Raw genomic sequence first — 16,446 nt, forward strand, 5'->3', positions numbered from 1 at the left:
TCGCTTTAAACTAGGCTTTTTTGTTTGCTCTTTTCCATACTGAAAAATATTTCCCATAGAGCGCTGTCGCCAAATAGAAAATGATGGTGAGAAGCATCGGCAATGCACTAGCAGAGTAGCCTTGTGCAAATGCTGTAGCCCATAATACAATGGTTACAATATTAGAAAGTAACCATAAAGAGTAACTGTCACCATACCCTTTGAAAACGAGTAATGAAGCTGTTGCGCCAATAATCAGCGTAATAGAATCCCATAAAGGGTTCGTATCCCCCAAATGTGCATAAACTTGCATCATTGGCCACCAAGCGATTAGCATTAAAGCTATTGCAATAAACCAACCTTTGACCGTCATAAACTTCACGCCATTTTCAATACGATGTCCCCAAGTTTTCCAAGTCAGGATTAAAGGAATATCAATAAAGGCGATAAAGACGATTTGATCTAAAACAGAAGCATAATGTCCTGCAGTCCAATTAATATAAATAAAGCCGAAAGCGCTAATTAATCCGAGTAAACCATTAATCGGCCGCCCAATCATCATATAGACCGTACAAGCCGAGCCTACAAGAGTCGCAAAAAGTGTAATCACAGACAATAAAGTTATTGGCGCCGTAAGAAAAAAAGCAAGTTGTACGCCTATGATAAAAGCCAGCATTACGCTGCCAGCTGTATTGATAGATTTGAGTTCATGTTTCAACCAAATAATATAGTTTTTCATTGTTCCCTCTTTTTAATTTGATTATTAAATTATAACACGGACGGGAATGAAAAAACGAATTTCTTTTACTAAATACACAAAAAAAAATGAAACAATTTCTGTTCCATTTTTCTCTTATGCTTGTTCTTCTAGTGCTCGTTCTATGTCTAACTGACGAATATTATGGGTCGCCTCAAGCATTTCGACACGACGTACTGAACGTGGTAAAAACTTCCTAATGTCATCTTCATTGTAGCCCACTTGCAACCTTTTATCATCAAGGATCAAAGGGCGACGCAATAATGTACGATTTTCCTCGATTATCTTAACCAGCTCATGAAGGGAAAGGCGTTCAAAATCCAAAGATAAGCGTTTATAAGCACGACTTCTTGTGGAAATAATCTCCTCTGTTCCATTTTCCGTTAAAGAGAAAATCTTAAGAAAGTCTTCGGGATCTATTTTGTCAGTTATCAAGTTGATTTCTTCGAATTCTAGTTCATGATTCGTTAGCCATTCTTTGGCTTTTTTGCAAGAACTGCAAGCCATGACAGTATATACTTTAATCATATCCCTTCCCTCACTTTTCTTAATTTTATCTCATATGTATTTAATATAATTATATCATTTTTAAAGTCATTGTCAAATTACTCAACTTAGGACTTATTTTTAAATGAAAATGTAATGAAAAAAAAGCCGCACAAAAGCAGCTTTTATTCTTCATAGACACGGTAAATTCTATCTGATAAAAGACAGATAACTTCGTAGCCAATCGTATGACGCCAGTTGGCAATATCTTGAACAGTAATCTCTTTATCACCATTTTTTCCAATCAGTGTGACCTGTGTACCCATCTCATAGTTTTTCGGCAAACGTATCGTCATCTGGTCCATCGAAATCCGACCAATAATTTCACAGTATTGCCCATCTACAATGACCTTAAAGCCTTGCATATCACGAGTCCAACCATCCGCATAGCCAATAGACACAGTCCCTACATAAGTATCTTCTTCTGCACGGAAAGTTGCCCCATAACCCACAGTGTCTCCCTTGTGGATCTTTTTAACATGCGTCAACTCAGAATGCAAGCTCAAAGCAGGTTCCAACTCATAAGGGAGAGCAAGTTCATCACCACTTGGGTTTAAACCATACATTGCTAAACCAATACGTTCAATATCTTGCACTTCTTGATTTTGCCACAAGCCAGCCGCTGAATTTGTCGAATGGACATATTTTGGACGACGACTCAATTGACTAACTAAGGCATCAAATTTTGCCTTTTGTTCTTTAAACTGTGTCGTATCTTCTTCATCAGCAGTGGCATAGTGTGTAAAAATACCTCGCACACTAATATTATATTGGTCTGCTAGCTCGATAATTTGATTAGCTTCCTCGGCTGTTGTCACACCGATTCGGCCCATACCTGTATCGACAGCGATATGGATACGCAAACGGGAAAAGTGTTTATTTTTATTTGAATCAATGACTTGTTGGAGCCACTTTAAACTTGGTGCTGTTAAGGTAATATGCTGACTCGCTGCAATTTCTGCATGATCAGGTACAATACCGGATAATACAAGTATAGGTTTAATAATCAATTGTTGACGTAACTCGATGGCTTCATCAAAGTTAGACACACAAAAACCATCTACAAGACCATCAATATGCTGCGCAACAGCAACTGCTCCGTGACCGTAAGCATTCGCTTTTACAACAGCCCAAAGTTCTGGTTTATCACCGATATGTTCGCGCATTTTTTTGACATTATTTTCAATTGCGGATAATTTAATAATCGCTGGTGTATGGCGATGTGGTGCTGCTTTCATATTATTTACCTTCTTTTTATACTCAATCTCTGCTTTCAAGAACAACCATAGCAACTGCTTCTAGATTGCTATGTGAAATACTCAAATGCGCTTGGCCAGCAAAGGGATGTTCTAGAAAATAGGGTTTGCCTTTTTCATTTTTAGAAATTTCTATATGATGAAAGGAAAGCTGACTATCAAAGCCTGTTCCTAAAGCTTTTGAAAAGGCTTCTTTTGCTGCCCAACGTCCTGCTAAGAATTCCGCTTGACGTTTTTTTGAAGTAAAACTTGAAAAATGAGCAAACTCATTTATTGTCAAAACGCGCTGTGCAAATTTATCATTGCGTTCCAATGCTTGGACAATGCGCGAAATCTCGACATTATCTGTTCCTATACCGTAGATCATTTTTCTATTATACCAAATTTTCAGATACTTTATTTAAAATCATTCTTCTTATTCTAAGCTTAAAGAGTTAAAAATAGGCTGAGCTTACACTCAACCTATTTTTTTATTCTGCAATGATGACTTGCTCACCAGAAGCCACTTCTTCAGGAGCTTCGATATAGATGTGTTTAAATTCATCAGAATTTGTAACAACAACTAAAGTTACTGGTGACAAGTTAGCATCTTCAATCATCTTTAAGTCTGCTTCTAAAAGCAAGTCGCCTTTAGTAACCTTGCTTCCGTCCGTTACTTTAGTGATGAAGGGTTTACCCTCTAGTGACACTGTATCTAAGCCCACATGAATAAGCACTTCTACACCGGAGTCACTAAGTAACCCAATCGCATGTTTAGTAGGGAAAACTGTCGTCACTGTACCATCAAATGGTGCAAAAACTTTCCCATCACGAGGCTTAATACCAAAACCTTGCCCAAGCATCCCTTTAGAAAAAACTTCATCTTCTACTTTCGCTAAAGGAATAATTTTCCCTGACATCGGTGAAGCAACTGTTTTATCAAGATTTGCAACAATAGATGGTACTACTGTTTCTTCATCTCCATAGTTGTCTGCTTTATCTTTTTCAGATTGAGGAATGCCGAAGAAGTAGGTAGCAACAAAACCACCAACGTAACCACCAATTAAACCAAATAGGTAAATCAACCAACGGTTATCTGCAATCAAAGGTATTAAAGCAATTCCACTTGGACCAATAGCAATGGCACCGACATGACCGAGTGACCCGATAATAGCACCGCCAATACCTCCACCAATACAAGCTGTAATAAATGGACGTCCCATCGGAAGTGTAACACCATAAATAAGAGGTTCACCAATGCCTAAGAAACCTACAGGTAAAGCACCTTTAACAATTTCGGCAAATTCTTTATTTTTACGTAAACGTACCCAGAGTGCCAAAGCTGCACCGACTTGACCAGCTCCGGCCATGGCAAGAATTGGAAGCAAGGTAGTTGAACCCGTTTTGTCAATCATTTCAATATGAATCGGTGTAAGAATTTGATGCAAGCCAAACATAACCATTGGCAGGAAGAGGGCACCTAAGAGGAAGCCAGCAAATCCACCTCCAACATTAAGTACAGCGTTAATCCCACCTACTAAAGATGTCGAAATTGTTCCCGCAACAGGCATGATGAAGAAAATCGTCAAAAGTCCGATAGCAAGGAGAGAAAGTGTAGGCGTAACGATAATGTCAATCGAATCCGGAATAACTTTCCGTAAATTCTTTTCCACAAGAGATAAAAGCCATACAGCAAAGATTACGCCAATAATCCCACCTTGTTGTGCAGATAATGGCTGCCCTGTAAAGATATTGTTAATTGGTGCTTCTGGTGTAATCCCAGTCAACATAGTCACAGCACCAATAACACCCCCAAGTGAAGGTGTTGCCCCAAACTCGGTCGCTGCATTAATCCCCACATAGATTACCAAATAAGCAAAGATACCCTTTTGAATCACACCTAAGACAGCAACAATCTGTGCAAAAGTCGCACCATCAATCGTGCCAGCGGTGATTAAGTTTGCAAGGATAGAAGCAATACCACCAATAAGTCCGGCACCTACAAAGGCAGGAATCAACGGTGTAAAAATACGTGAAATCGAGTTCAGTACTTCTTTTATCTTTGAAGGTTTATTGTATTTTTCCTTGGCTGCCTTTTTGGTTTGAGCTGCCCGATCTTCAAGACTGAGTCCTGCTGAGTGTGGAAACTGTTCGCCAAGCTTAACACCCACAGTATCAACCATTTTTTGGGCTACCTTGTTTACTGTCCCTGGCCCAACGATAACTTGTAGAGTTTCACCTTCAACAACTCCCATAACACCATCAATAGCTTTAAGTTTTTCAAGATTTACCTTTGTTTCGTCAATCATTGAAAGTCGAACGCGCGTCATACAATGAACTAAACTTTGAACGTTTTCTGGTCCACCAATTTCTTCGTAAATTTGCCGTGCAATACGTGTTACTTTATCTTCTGCCATCTTCATCTCCTAATTTTTATTTATTAGCTCAATGTATTTTTAATGAATCCTTTTGCCTGTACGAGTTTTTCTTGCGCCTCATCTTTTGCACTATTGGTTAAAATCATGACAATCGCCAGCTTAACATCTTCTCCCGCTTGGATAAAGGTTTTTTCTGCTGTTTCATAATCACAATCTGTTGCCTCCATAATGATACGTTTGCTGCGCTCCACTAATTTCTCATTTGTTGGACGCACATCAACCATTAAGTTGTTGTATACTTTTCCAATACCAATCATCGCTATTGTCGAAATCATATTCAAAATTAATTTTTGTGCTGTACCTGATTTGAGGCGGGTTGATCCTGTCAAAAATTCAGCGCCACAGTCTACTTCAATAGGAAATTCAGCATGCTGGCTAATTTCGGCATTCATATTACATGCTAGAGAACCTGTATGTGCACCAATACTCTTCGCATAATCAAGCGCACCAATCACATAAGGGGTACGTCCACTTGCGGCAATTCCAATCACCATGTCATTTTTGGTTAGCTGAAGGTCAATCAAGTCTTGTTTGCCAAGCTCAAGGTCATCCTCTGCGCCTTCCACAGCAAGAGTCATTGCTTTTTCTCCACCTGCAATAAGCCCCACAACCATGCTTGCTTCAACACCAAAAGTAGGCACACACTCTGCAGCATCAAGCACACCTAGACGTCCACTCGTCCCTGCACCGAGATAAATAAGTCGCCCCCCATGATTGAAACTTTCAATCGTTTTTTCAATAACTGGTTCAATCATCGGAAGTGCTTTTTCTACAGCTTCTGCAACTTTTTTATCCTCCTTATTCATCTTTTCTAGAGCAGTTGAGACCGACATTTCGTCCAATCCAAAAGTTTCTTCATTACGTCGTTCTGTTGTCAAATTTTCTAAATTCATTTTCTTTCCTTTTCTTTTAATTCAAACTTTTGCTTCGAGTAAATTACATCGAGTAAATCTCTGTCTTTTTCGATAACATACGCTACAACGTTAATATTAGGGTGAGCTGGTAGTGATTTTTTACATACTTGTGTTTCACCCATGTAACGTCCATAAAGTTCATTATCCAGTGTCACCGCCCCTTTGTTGCGCTTTTCTGTATGTTCTTTTTGAATTTGTTCAACCTTCTTAAAGCGGGCATTTGCACTTCTTATCAAGTCAGGAGATTGATCATTTCTATTGTCATGTTCTCCTAAAACTGACGTAAAATAAGCTGAATCATGGTTTTCTACATGCAAAACTATTTTATCCCACTGCATATAATTTTCAAACTGATCAATCGTTGTTGCTGCTAAATCTCCATCGCCAATATAAACTTCATCCGTCTCATACTTTAATAAATCAAGAGCCGCAGCCAGCGGATGTCTATCCCGATGCTTTTCGAGTGTCGGAAGTCCAAGCCTTAAAGGTAAACGTTTCTGAGCATCGCCAGCAACAAAACCAACTCGTTTAAGACCATATTTTTGCAACCATTGATTCTGCTTGAGCAAATATTCCGTATCCAGCCCAGTTTCAGGGCGAGGATAATAGTTGTGCCAAGCTTCTAAATTAGAGAAGTTAGCTCCTAATCTTCTTAGTTCCTCTATCTCATCTTCTACCAACGTGCTGGCATTTAAACTAATCTTCATTTTATGGCTGGCTTTGGCAATCTGTTTATTGTCAATATGATAATCCATCCGTAAACCTGCGACACCATGGTGAGTAAGTTCTTCTAAATGATCAAATGAGTAACCTGCACGTTCTAGAGCTTCACCTGAAATATCTACCATCAGCTCCAATTGGTTTGCTTTAGCACAAGCTCCTAATTTTTCTAAGCGCATTTTATACGCTTGAGCATCATCTTCAGGAATATGCATTGAAGTAAATATCCCCTTGAATCCTGCTTGTTTCATACTTTTTATATAATGAATATCTTTTGCAGTAAGATCTTCATTCATAAAAATTGAAAAGCCAAACATAAACACCTCTCTATCTCTGAAACTTTATTTCTTTTGTTAACGCATTCATTTTAACATATCCAAAACTTCATTTCAACAATTTACTTAAATTTTTCCACATTATTTTTAAATAAAAAAGATAAATCCTGTAAAACCGTTGTTTAACTGAATTTATCTTGAATCGTTTTTTAAATAATGGAATGAAATTTCATGTAAAAAATAATAAAAAAAATCCCCGATAAGGGGGATTTTAATTTTCTCATATTATTTAGCCAATTCGTAAATTGCTTCAGCATAGATAACTGCTGATTTGAAGAGAGCATCCAATGGTTTGTATTCATTTGCTTGGTGCATTGTATCTTCTTCACCTTCAAACATTGCGCCATAAGCAACACCACGTTTAAGGAGGCGACCAAATGTACCACCACCGATTACTGTTTCGTAACCTTTAAGGCCAGTGTGTTTTTCATAAACACTGATCAATGTAGAAACGAGTTCATCTTCCATTGGTACGTAGTGAGGTTCCATCACGTGATCGTTCATAGTCACTTCTTTTACGCCTTCAAGAGCTTCAAGAACTGCTTTGATTTTGTGTTGGTCAGTACCTTGTGGGAAACGGAAGTTCAATGCAATTGTACCTTCACCGTTTTCGTCAAAGTTCCAAACACCAGCGTTCATTGAAGTTGCACCCATAAGGTCATCATTGTAGGCTGTACCTAATTTTTCACCTTCATGGTCATCAATCAATGTTTCAGCAGCAAGTTTGATGTATGCAGCTGCACCTGCTTCAAAGTCAAATTGGTTAAGGAATTTAGCAAGGTAAGTTGCACCGTTAATCCCTTTAAATGGCATTGCACCGTGTGCAGATTTACCATAGACCGTTACTGTTGCTTTACCGTCAGATTCTTCAAGGTCAAAGCGTAAGTTTTTGTCTGCATTTTCAGCAACAAATGCTTCCAATTTTGCTTGGAGGTCTGTCGCACCTGAGATTACTGCAGTTGCAGATTCAGGGACCATATTTTCAGCCAAACCAGCTTTGAAAGAGTGGAGTACTACAGCACCAGCATTTTTTCCGTCAAAGTGAAGGTACTCTGTAACGTTACCTTTTTCACCATTGATGATTGGGAACTCAGCATCTGGAGAGAATCCAAAATCTGGCAATGGCAATTCACAGTGTTCAAAGTAGTAATCCATATCTTTCCAACCTGTTTCTTCGTTTGTACCAACGATGAAGCGGATTTTTTTAGATAATGGCACACCAAGGTCTTTCAAGATTTTCAAACCATAGTAACAAGCCATAGTTGGGCCTTTATCGTCTGAAGCTCCACGTGCGTAAAGGTTTCCATTACGGATTTCAGGTTCAAATGGGTTTGAATCCCAACCAGAACCGGCAGGTACAACATCCAAGTGACCGAAGATGCCTAAAACTTCATCACCTTCTCCGTATTCAAAGTGACCAACATAGTTATCATAGTTTTTAGTTTGGTAGCCATCACGTTCAGCCAATTCCAAAAATTTGTCAAGGGCTTTACGAGGTCCAGGGCCAAATGGGTTTTCTTTGTCCGCATTGTCCATGTCCATTGCTGAATCGATACGAAGAAGTTCAAACAAATCTTCGAGCATTGCGTCTTTGCGCTTTTCTACTTCTGCAGTAAAATCAATAGTTGTCATGATTGCCTCCATTATTTTGACTTCTTGATAATATATTCACAAAAAGTCGGTTTTCTAAACTCCTATAATTATACCAAAAAAGTAAAACGTTTGCATTTATAAAGTGAAAACTAGTCTTTAAAAAACTTAAACATTTTGACTTGTGGTGTAGGCAGAGCGACTTTTGAAAGGTCCGTCAATTTTACCCAAAGTTGATTTTCATCCAGTTTTTCTTCTTGAACAATAAAATTTTCCTCAGGGATACATTCAATAATTTGAACAAACCACTTCAAGTGAGAAAAAACATGTGTGATTTCTCCAACTTTTGTCATGCGTGAGATGCTATCTGGCACATTTGTTGGCGGCGCTAACCTATCATTATTGAATTCTTCTTTAGATATCTCCTGCATAGGGAAAGTCCACATATTAGCAAGTAAACCTGTGCTAGGACGTCTTTGTAGATAGTATTCGCCTTGCGAATTTTTTAATGCATAAGCATTGTAGTAAATATGCTGCTGCTTAATCTTTTTACTTTTGACAGGATACTTCAGTTGCGTACCTTTAGGTCTGGCTTGGCAATACGCAGCTAAGGGGCAAATCTCACACTTGGCAATTTTGGGCGTACAAACCATGGAACCTATGTCCATGAGTGCTTGGTTAAAATCTCCTGGATTTTCTTCCGAGATTAGCTCTCTCAGCTTTTCATCAAATATTTTCCGCGAAGCAGCCTTAGAAATATCTGATTCAATCTCAAATAATCGACTGGTCACGCGCATCAAATTTCCATCAATGGCCGGTTCAGGTAAGCCAAAAGAAATCGAAGCAATAGCCGCTGCTGTGTAAGGTCCAATCCCCTGCAAACTTTGAATGTCTTTTAGTTGTTTAGGAAATTGCCCATCAAATTCTGTCATGACTTGCTGAGCTGCAATTTTTAAATTACGAGCGCGCGAGTAATAACCCAACCCTTCCCAAAGTTTCAGCAGCTCATCATCATCTGCGGCTGCCAAATCCTCAATCTGAGGATACTTCTCCATGAAGCGCAGATAATAGGGCATTACTGTTTCAACCTGTGTTTGTTGAGACATGATTTCAGAAATCCAAACAGAATAAGCCTCTGTATTTTTACGCCACGGCAAAGGCTTTTTGTGAATATTGTACCATCCTAATAAATCCTGCTGGAACTTTTCTATTTCGGTTTTATTCATAAGCTCTATTATTAAATTTATATAAAACAAAGTCAAATAGTAAGCTCTTAAAGAGGACTTTATCTGGGGAACAAAAAAACCTGTCCTAAACAGGCTTGCTAATTAAATATTATTCAATGCTTTTTGGGGCACATCTTTTCTTTGAACTTCTTCCCATTTAGTCACACCATTCTTATTATTATAAGTAACTTTCAAATAAGCATCATGCTTGAGATTATGAATTGAAGTAAATTCTAGATCCTTTTCTTTGCCAGAATCTGCATAACCTTTTTGTTTATAGTTAAATCCCTGCCAAGTTCCACCATCAGTAGTTTTGCTCGAAATTTTATCCCCATCTGTGTGTATCTGAACATAATATTCTTGACCGCCATATTCGTAATTATACCAAGTATAGCCGCCACCAATAATCAACAATGCTCCAGCAATAAGAGTCACCAATATTTTTTTCATTTATTTATACCTCAATTTTTATTTTCAAAACTATTTTACTCCTAATTTAAAGCAAATTTCTTACACTTTTGTAATAAAAAAACCCTCGTTGAGAGAATTTTTTCTGAAAGAATTAATAATTTTCTTTTCCCAAAACTTCCTTTACCCTTTCAGCGACCTCATAAGGTACACCTGCTTCAGCGACTTGAGCAACATCAGCCTCAGAAATGGCTTTAAGTGACTTGAAGGTCGTCATTAATTTTTGCTTACGTTTTGGTCCAAGACCTGTAATACCATCCAGTTTTGAAGAAAAGGTATTTTTCCCACGTACTTGCCGATGGAAAGTAATCGCAAATCGGTGAACTTCATCTTGAATGCGTTGAAGGAGAAAGAATTCTTGCGATTGTCGACTCAATGGCACAACTTCCAAAGGATCGCCAAAAAGTAACTCACTGGTTTGGTGTTTATCATTTTTAGCCATACCTGCAACAGGAATATCTAACCCTATCTCCTGCAGAATAGCCTTGGCTGCATTGACTTGACCTGCACCACCATCCATTGCAATCAAGTCAGGTAAAGCAGTCCCTTCACGCATGGCTCGACTATAACGGCGCGTAATCACTTCACGCATTGATGCGTAATCATCGGCACCTTCGACAGTTTTGATTTTATATTTCCGATAATCTTTCTTTGAGGGCTTGCCATTAATAAAGACAACCATTGCCGAAACAGGTGAGGTCCCCATTATGTTAGAGTTATCGAACGATTCGATTCTAACTGGTGTAGGAATGTTGAGAATTTTACCGAGATTTTCGATAGCACCTTGAGTTTTAATCAGGTCTTTTTCAAGGAGGTCAAATTTTAATTGTAATTGTGTGCGTGCATTCTTAGTCGCCATTGCTACAAGTTGCTTCTTCTCTCCACGACTTGGTTTGAGAACTTTAGTTTGAGTTACCGCTTCAACAGCCTCTACATCAATTCCTGATGGTACTAAAATTTCTTTAGGTACCATGTGTTCAGCTTCTTGATAAAACTGTCCGATATAAGTTAAGAAATCATCTTCTGCATCATTGTAATAAGGGAACATATTGACATCACGTTGAATCATTTTACCTTGTCGTACAAAGAAAACCTGCACACACATCCAACCTTTATCTACATAGTAACCAAAAACATCACGATCTTTTAAATCGTGGTTCATGACACGTTGTTTTGTTCTCAAAGTACCGATAGAATTAATCACATCACGGTATTCTGCAGCTTGCTCGAATTCCATTTTTTCCGAAGCTGCAAACATTCTTGCTTTAAGTTCATTGATGATTTTTTTATCATCACCCGTTAAAAAATGCTTCACTTCCTGAGCCATATCTTTATAAACTTGAGGGTCTACATGATTAACGACTGGACAAAGACACTGATGGATATGATAGTAGAAACAAACTTTCTTTTCATGCAAACCACATTTTCTAAAAGGAAAGATGCGGTCTAAGAGGCGCTTAACTTCATTGGCTGCTTTAACATCGGGATAAGGTCCAAAATACATTGCCCCATCTTTTTTGACACGACGTGTAATCATCAAACGTGGATATTTTTCATTTGTAATCATGAGAAAAGGATAATATTTATCATCCTTAAGCATGATATTATATTTGGGCTTGTAACGTTGAATTAAGTTAATTTCAAGAACCAAAGACTCAATGTTTGATTCAACAACAATCCATTCTAAATCTTCTATCTCACTGACTAAAAGCTCAGTTTTTGTATTGTGGGAGCCATGAAAATAGGAGCGTACGCGGTTTTTCAGATTTTTAGCCTTCCCTACATAGATAACTATCCCATTTTTATCTTTATGTAAGTAGCATCCTGGACTATCCGGTAAGAGCTCCAGCTTTGCTTTAATCGTGTTATTCATGGTCTTATTATAGCATATTCTGCAAGTGCTAATCATAAATTGAGACTCTCACCTATGGAAGAGTTTATTTCTCTCTAGACTTTCTATGAATGTCTTTTTTTCATAGAAATCAAATGCTAATCACTTCTTTCATCATTTCAATATTTAACCTCTCTAGCGGGAAACACTGACTTTTTCAGTAGTTTTTTATTTACAAGAAAAATTACATTACTATAAAGTTACATCATATCGTTAAGAAACGATTTTGTAACATGATATAACATCACTGAAATGTAGTTTGTGAATACACAAACTAATTTTTCGAACAATTTAGAGAGGTATTAAAAATGTTAGAAGTTATCCAATCGGTTTTAACCGACCAAGCCTTTATCGGAGCTGTATCGACCTCCGTTCTCATTATCCTTTTGGGCTATCTCCTAGGCCGCAAGGCAATCATCAGCCCAGCCGCAGGTAAAATGCTGGCAAAACTCGTTCTGACCGCTGCTTTGCCATTTCTCGCCTTCAACTCTTTTATGCAAGATATTGATGCTGAAAGTTTACGTCAAGGGATGAATTTACTCATTCTGGGCTTTGTTTTTCATATCGCCCTCATCTACTTAACAAAACTTTTTTATCTCAAATATCGTGGAAACGTGGATAAAAGCGATGTGCTTCGTGTTTTGACCATCTTTGGCTCAACAACTTTCTTTGGTATTCCCATCATTGCTGTACTTTATCCGGAAGGTGTACTCGGTGCATCAATTTTCAATATTGGTTACCGTGTTTTTCTTTACAGTTATGGCTATATCGTCACTTCTGGTCTTCGTCTAAAACGTGAAAATATCAAGGCTATGATTTTCAATCCTATTGTCATCGCTACATTACTTGGGATGATCATTTGGATTTTCCAAAACTCATTGCCACAAGTAACTGTGCCAGGAGAGGAAGGAGAACTTGTACAGACAGCTTTTGTCCGTGTTGACCTCGTTGCACCTTGGCTTTTCCGTCCGATGACTACACTTGCAAGTCTCGCTTCACCATTAGCTTGGATTTCGATTGGAGTAACCCTGAGCCAAGTTGACGTGAAACACGCGGCAGCCAGTAAGGAATCTTGGTTTTATTCACTCATTAAACTTGTGATAATTCCTTTAAGTGTCGTCGGTTTATTACTTTTGACTACCATTACAGGCATCTTCCCTGTTGATTTCTTAACTGTCGCTGTTGTTTTCTTAATGGCTCTTACGCCCCCAGCTACAGTTGCGGTTGCTTTCTCTATTTCATCAGACCGTGAATCCGTAATGTCATCAAATATCTCGCTTTTAGCAACTATTGTAGCTGTCGTGCTTTTACCATTCATGCTCATTGTACTTGAAGTCATTAATAACGCAGGATTGTTCTAAGAAAAAAAGCGCAGATAGAGCGCTAGAAAGATAAAAAATGAAAGTATTATTTTACGGTGTTCGTCCCATCGAAGTGAAATATTTCCACAAAATCAATGAAAAGTTCAAGTATGACCTTATTTTAGAGGAGGAATTACTCAAAGACGATAATATTGAGCTTGCAAAAGGCTGTGATGCAGTCGTTCTTAGGGCTAACTGCAAGGCAGACAAAGCTTATATTGACCTCATAAAAACATACGGTGTACGTTATCTCTTTACCCGGACAGTTGCCTACAATCATATCAATGTTGAATATGCAAAGGCAAGTGGCTTAAGCGTGGCAAGAGTTCCGAGCTACTCTCCAAACGCTATCGCTGAACTTGCGGTTTCCTTTGCGCTACAATTATCACGAACTGCGCCTATGATTGCGAATATGACTAAAAAAGATTTCCGAGCACATAGTAACTACTTCGCTAAGGAAATACGTAACTCAACCGTGGGTATTATTGGTACAGGAAAAATTGGACTGACTGCCGCAAAAGTCTTTAAGGGGCTGGGCGCTCGTGTTCTTGGCTTTGATCTCTATCCTAATGATGATGCGCGAGCAATTTTGGAGTACGTGAGTCTGGAAGAACTTCAAAAACAATCTGACATAGTCTCTTTACACGTTCCTTATTTTGCTGGTTCTAATGATGAAATGGTCAATGCGGCGTTTTTGAGTAAAATGAAAGTTGGCAGTATTCTTGTCAATACATCGCGCGGTGAAATTCAAAATCATGCGGATATTTTGGAAGCCGTAAAATCTGGTAAAATACAAGGCTATGCGACAGATGTTTTCACTGGCGAAAGTGCCTACTTCTTCAAAAATTTTGAAGAGAAAGCATTACCAGATCCTGTAGTTGAGGAACTGATAAATCTCTATCCCCAAGTACTTGTAACACCTCATATCGGAAGCTTTACCGATGAAGCACTGATCAACATGATTGAGACAAGTATGGAAAACCTCAGAGAACATGAAACCAAGGGATTTTCAATTAATACATTGTGAGAAGTTAAATCATTTTGAAAAAGTAAATAACCAACTCCACTTAGCAAATTTAATTTGTTCATAATAAAACGTCTATTACAAATGTATAGACGTTTTGTTTTTCTTGTATTTATGACACGCTTTTCTTCATTATTTCAAGCAATACCTTAACATCTTCTACTCTGGTATTTCCCGTTTCCTTATCAATAATGGAGCTGTAGACATGAGGAATGATTTTCTTAACGCCGGCATCCACAGCAATCCGGACAATCTCTTCAAAGTTTTCTAAGTCAATACCGCCCGTCGGCTCCAAGTAAAAGTCATACTTGGCACAAGCTGCAGCAACAACTTTGTATTCTTTAATATGTTCTAAGCCTTTCATATTGAAGAATTTTACAGAAGATCCACCCATATCTTGAAGAAGGCGGATAGCTGTTTCGACTGGCACAACTGCTTCTGATGCTTGAGAGCTTAAAGGTCCTGTGGCGATATTTACATAGCCAACTTTTCCTGTTGGGGAAATCAAGCCATTAACGACTGTATCATCTTGCCCCAAAAGTGCACGACTGGTTGCGACTCCTGTGAAAACTTGGTTGACATGTTGCGGCTGTAAGACAGCTGAAAGACGAGAAACCATCTGCGATTGGTTCGGATCGCCTGCACCTAGGCCAACAGAGAGCGCATTATCCGTGACAGCAATATAGCGTTTCATGTCTTTAATCGCCGCTTCGTCAGTTGCATAATTTTTTGAAAGTACTCCAACAACAACATGTCCCTCTGCTGCATTGTATATTTCTTGAGCATTTTCCACAGAACCCGCTAAAACATTTAGACAAAGACGGTCTTCTAAGTAATTTGGTGTTTTTTTCATTTTATCCCCTTTTATTTCATGATTGTTTTAAGTTTATCAACAATGAGCTGCATTTCTGCTTCATTAACTGCGCGGATGTCAAATTCGATAATACCATTATTGGCTTGGTATTCTCGTGTATAGACAGCTGTATCGCCTTCCTTAAGCTTGTCAATAACTTCTAGCGCACTCATAGAGTCTGATTCAACCTTGATACTAGCTCTAAAAATTAGACGACCAGCACCATCTTGTACAATATGAGCTTTAATTCCAGAAATCTCATTAAGTCCACTAATAAACGGTGCTAAACGTGCTTTCTGGCTGATTTCTGTTTCACTTTCTGTAGCCAAATATTGCTCTAATGCTGTTACAAAACCGATAATATTGTCCTTGCCAATTTTCATAGAACGGCCGATACCTTGTCCCTGTAATTGTAGCCATTTGATATACTTATCTTTCCCAAGGACCATTGCTGATGATGGTGCTTCAAGCGCTTTTGCTCCTGAATAGATAACTAAGTCTGCACCCGCTTTATAATATGTCGTCAAATCTTCTTCCGCAGCTGCATCTACAATCAATGGTAGATTATTTTTTTGGGCAAGCTCTGCCATTTGGGCAACCGTAAGCATTGATTTTTGCACCGTGTGATGACTCTTGATATACAGAAGAGCTGCTGTTTTATCTGTGATTTCCATTTCTACTTGTTGCGCAGAACACTGATTTGCCCAGCCTGCTTCAACAACTTTTCCGCCTCCAAGCTCAACCATGACTTGAACACCTGTTCCGTAATTCACATTATGACCCTTGGGCAAGACAATTTCACGTTTTTGGATGCGATCCGTAAAAGGATGAACAGCATGAAACATATCTCCTTGACCAATAAGAGCGGCAACAGCTTGAGCAATCCCTGCAGAAGCACTGGAAACAACTGTCGCATTCTCAGTACCCACTAAGTCTGCGATATAATAACCGGTTTTCTCCGTCAAATCACTCATTTCAAAGAAGGATTGCCCTGCTAATTTTTGGGCTTGAGCGACTTGATCAGAGACCTTTGAGACGCCTAAGATGGTCATTTTCCCACTGGCATTGATGACTTGCTTTAGATTAAACTTCTTGTGTATATTTTCCAA

At 38.6% G+C, this 16,446-nt stretch carries 15 protein-coding genes; 2 read left to right on the forward strand and 13 right to left on the reverse strand.

The genetic code is table 11. The features are described 5' to 3' along the window. Window positions 1-10: 10 nt before the first annotated feature. The 11 genes from pnuC to uvrC form a co-directional block, all read right to left on the reverse strand. On the reverse strand, window positions 11-718 hold the full coding sequence (pnuC, locus tag LACDD01_RS04550; protein ID WP_017369001.1) for a nicotinamide riboside transporter PnuC: 708 nt from the start codon (window positions 716-718) through the stop codon (window positions 11-13). Window positions 719-832: 114 nt separating this feature from the next. Continuing rightward, window positions 833-1,264, reverse strand: a complete 432-nt coding sequence (locus LACDD01_RS04555) for a Spx/MgsR family RNA polymerase-binding regulatory protein (RefSeq protein WP_019293756.1) — start codon at window positions 1,262-1,264, stop codon at window positions 833-835. A 143-nt stretch (window positions 1,265-1,407) separates the two neighbouring features. Further along, window positions 1,408-2,520, reverse strand: a complete 1,113-nt coding sequence (alr, locus tag LACDD01_RS04560) for an alanine racemase (protein WP_019293757.1) — start codon at window positions 2,518-2,520, stop codon at window positions 1,408-1,410. Between the two features lie 22 nt (window positions 2,521-2,542). Further along, entirely contained in the window at window positions 2,543-2,905 is a 363-nt protein-coding gene (gene acpS / locus LACDD01_RS04565; protein ID WP_061413407.1) for a holo-ACP synthase, read from the reverse strand. Between the two features lie 103 nt (window positions 2,906-3,008). Beyond that, on the reverse strand, window positions 3,009-4,934 hold the full coding sequence (locus LACDD01_RS04570) for a glucose PTS transporter subunit IIA (RefSeq protein ID WP_061413409.1): 1,926 nt from the start codon (window positions 4,932-4,934) through the stop codon (window positions 3,009-3,011). 23 nt (window positions 4,935-4,957) lie between these two features. Continuing rightward, window positions 4,958-5,848: an N-acetylmuramic acid 6-phosphate etherase gene (murQ, locus tag LACDD01_RS04575; protein WP_019291990.1), complete on the reverse strand. Its 891-nt coding sequence runs from the start codon at window positions 5,846-5,848 to the stop codon at window positions 4,958-4,960. Then, window positions 5,845-6,906, reverse strand: a complete 1,062-nt coding sequence (locus LACDD01_RS04580; RefSeq protein ID WP_061413411.1) for a MupG family TIM beta-alpha barrel fold protein — start codon at window positions 6,904-6,906, stop codon at window positions 5,845-5,847. Before LACDD01_RS04580 ends, murQ begins: the two co-directional genes overlap by 4 nt. A 243-nt stretch (window positions 6,907-7,149) precedes the next feature. Further along, window positions 7,150-8,556 (reverse strand): dipeptidase PepV, encoded by a 1,407-nt coding sequence (gene pepV, locus LACDD01_RS04585; protein WP_017368994.1) that lies wholly within the window; start codon window positions 8,554-8,556, stop codon window positions 7,150-7,152. Between the two features lie 110 nt (window positions 8,557-8,666). Then, window positions 8,667-9,740: an A/G-specific adenine glycosylase gene (gene mutY / locus LACDD01_RS04590; protein WP_019293760.1), complete on the reverse strand. Its 1,074-nt coding sequence runs from the start codon at window positions 9,738-9,740 to the stop codon at window positions 8,667-8,669. 102 nt (window positions 9,741-9,842) lie between these two features. After that, complete coding sequence (locus LACDD01_RS04595; RefSeq protein ID WP_019291987.1) at window positions 9,843-10,190, reverse strand: YxeA family protein; 348 nt, start codon at window positions 10,188-10,190, stop codon at window positions 9,843-9,845. A 112-nt stretch (window positions 10,191-10,302) separates the two neighbouring features. Beyond that, entirely contained in the window at window positions 10,303-12,081 is a 1,779-nt protein-coding gene (gene uvrC, locus LACDD01_RS04600) for an excinuclease ABC subunit UvrC (RefSeq protein ID WP_061413413.1), read from the reverse strand. A 326-nt stretch (window positions 12,082-12,407) separates the two neighbouring features. Here uvrC and LACDD01_RS04605 point away from each other — a divergent pair, with 326 nt between their 5' ends. Together LACDD01_RS04605 and LACDD01_RS04610 are read left to right on the forward strand one after the other, a co-directional pair. Continuing rightward, window positions 12,408-13,460 (forward strand): AEC family transporter, encoded by a 1,053-nt coding sequence (locus LACDD01_RS04605; RefSeq protein WP_061413415.1) that lies wholly within the window; start codon window positions 12,408-12,410, stop codon window positions 13,458-13,460. 37 nt (window positions 13,461-13,497) lie between these two features. Next, window positions 13,498-14,487, forward strand: a complete 990-nt coding sequence (locus LACDD01_RS04610; RefSeq protein ID WP_061413418.1) for an NAD(P)-dependent oxidoreductase — start codon at window positions 13,498-13,500, stop codon at window positions 14,485-14,487. Window positions 14,488-14,596: 109 nt separating this feature from the next. On the opposite strand, the gene LACDD01_RS04615 is transcribed toward LACDD01_RS04610, so the two are convergent. Then, window positions 14,597-15,337: a 2-dehydro-3-deoxy-phosphogluconate aldolase gene (locus LACDD01_RS04615; RefSeq protein ID WP_061413420.1), complete on the reverse strand. Its 741-nt coding sequence runs from the start codon at window positions 15,335-15,337 to the stop codon at window positions 14,597-14,599. An 11-nt stretch (window positions 15,338-15,348) separates the two neighbouring features. Further along, on the reverse strand, window positions 15,349-16,446 hold the full coding sequence (locus LACDD01_RS04620) for a DgaE family pyridoxal phosphate-dependent ammonia lyase (RefSeq protein ID WP_082779265.1): 1,098 nt from the start codon (window positions 16,444-16,446) through the stop codon (window positions 15,349-15,351).

Source organism: Lactococcus sp. DD01, assembly GCF_001578715.1.
GTDB classification, from domain to species: domain Bacteria; phylum Bacillota; class Bacilli; order Lactobacillales; family Streptococcaceae; genus Lactococcus; species Lactococcus petauri.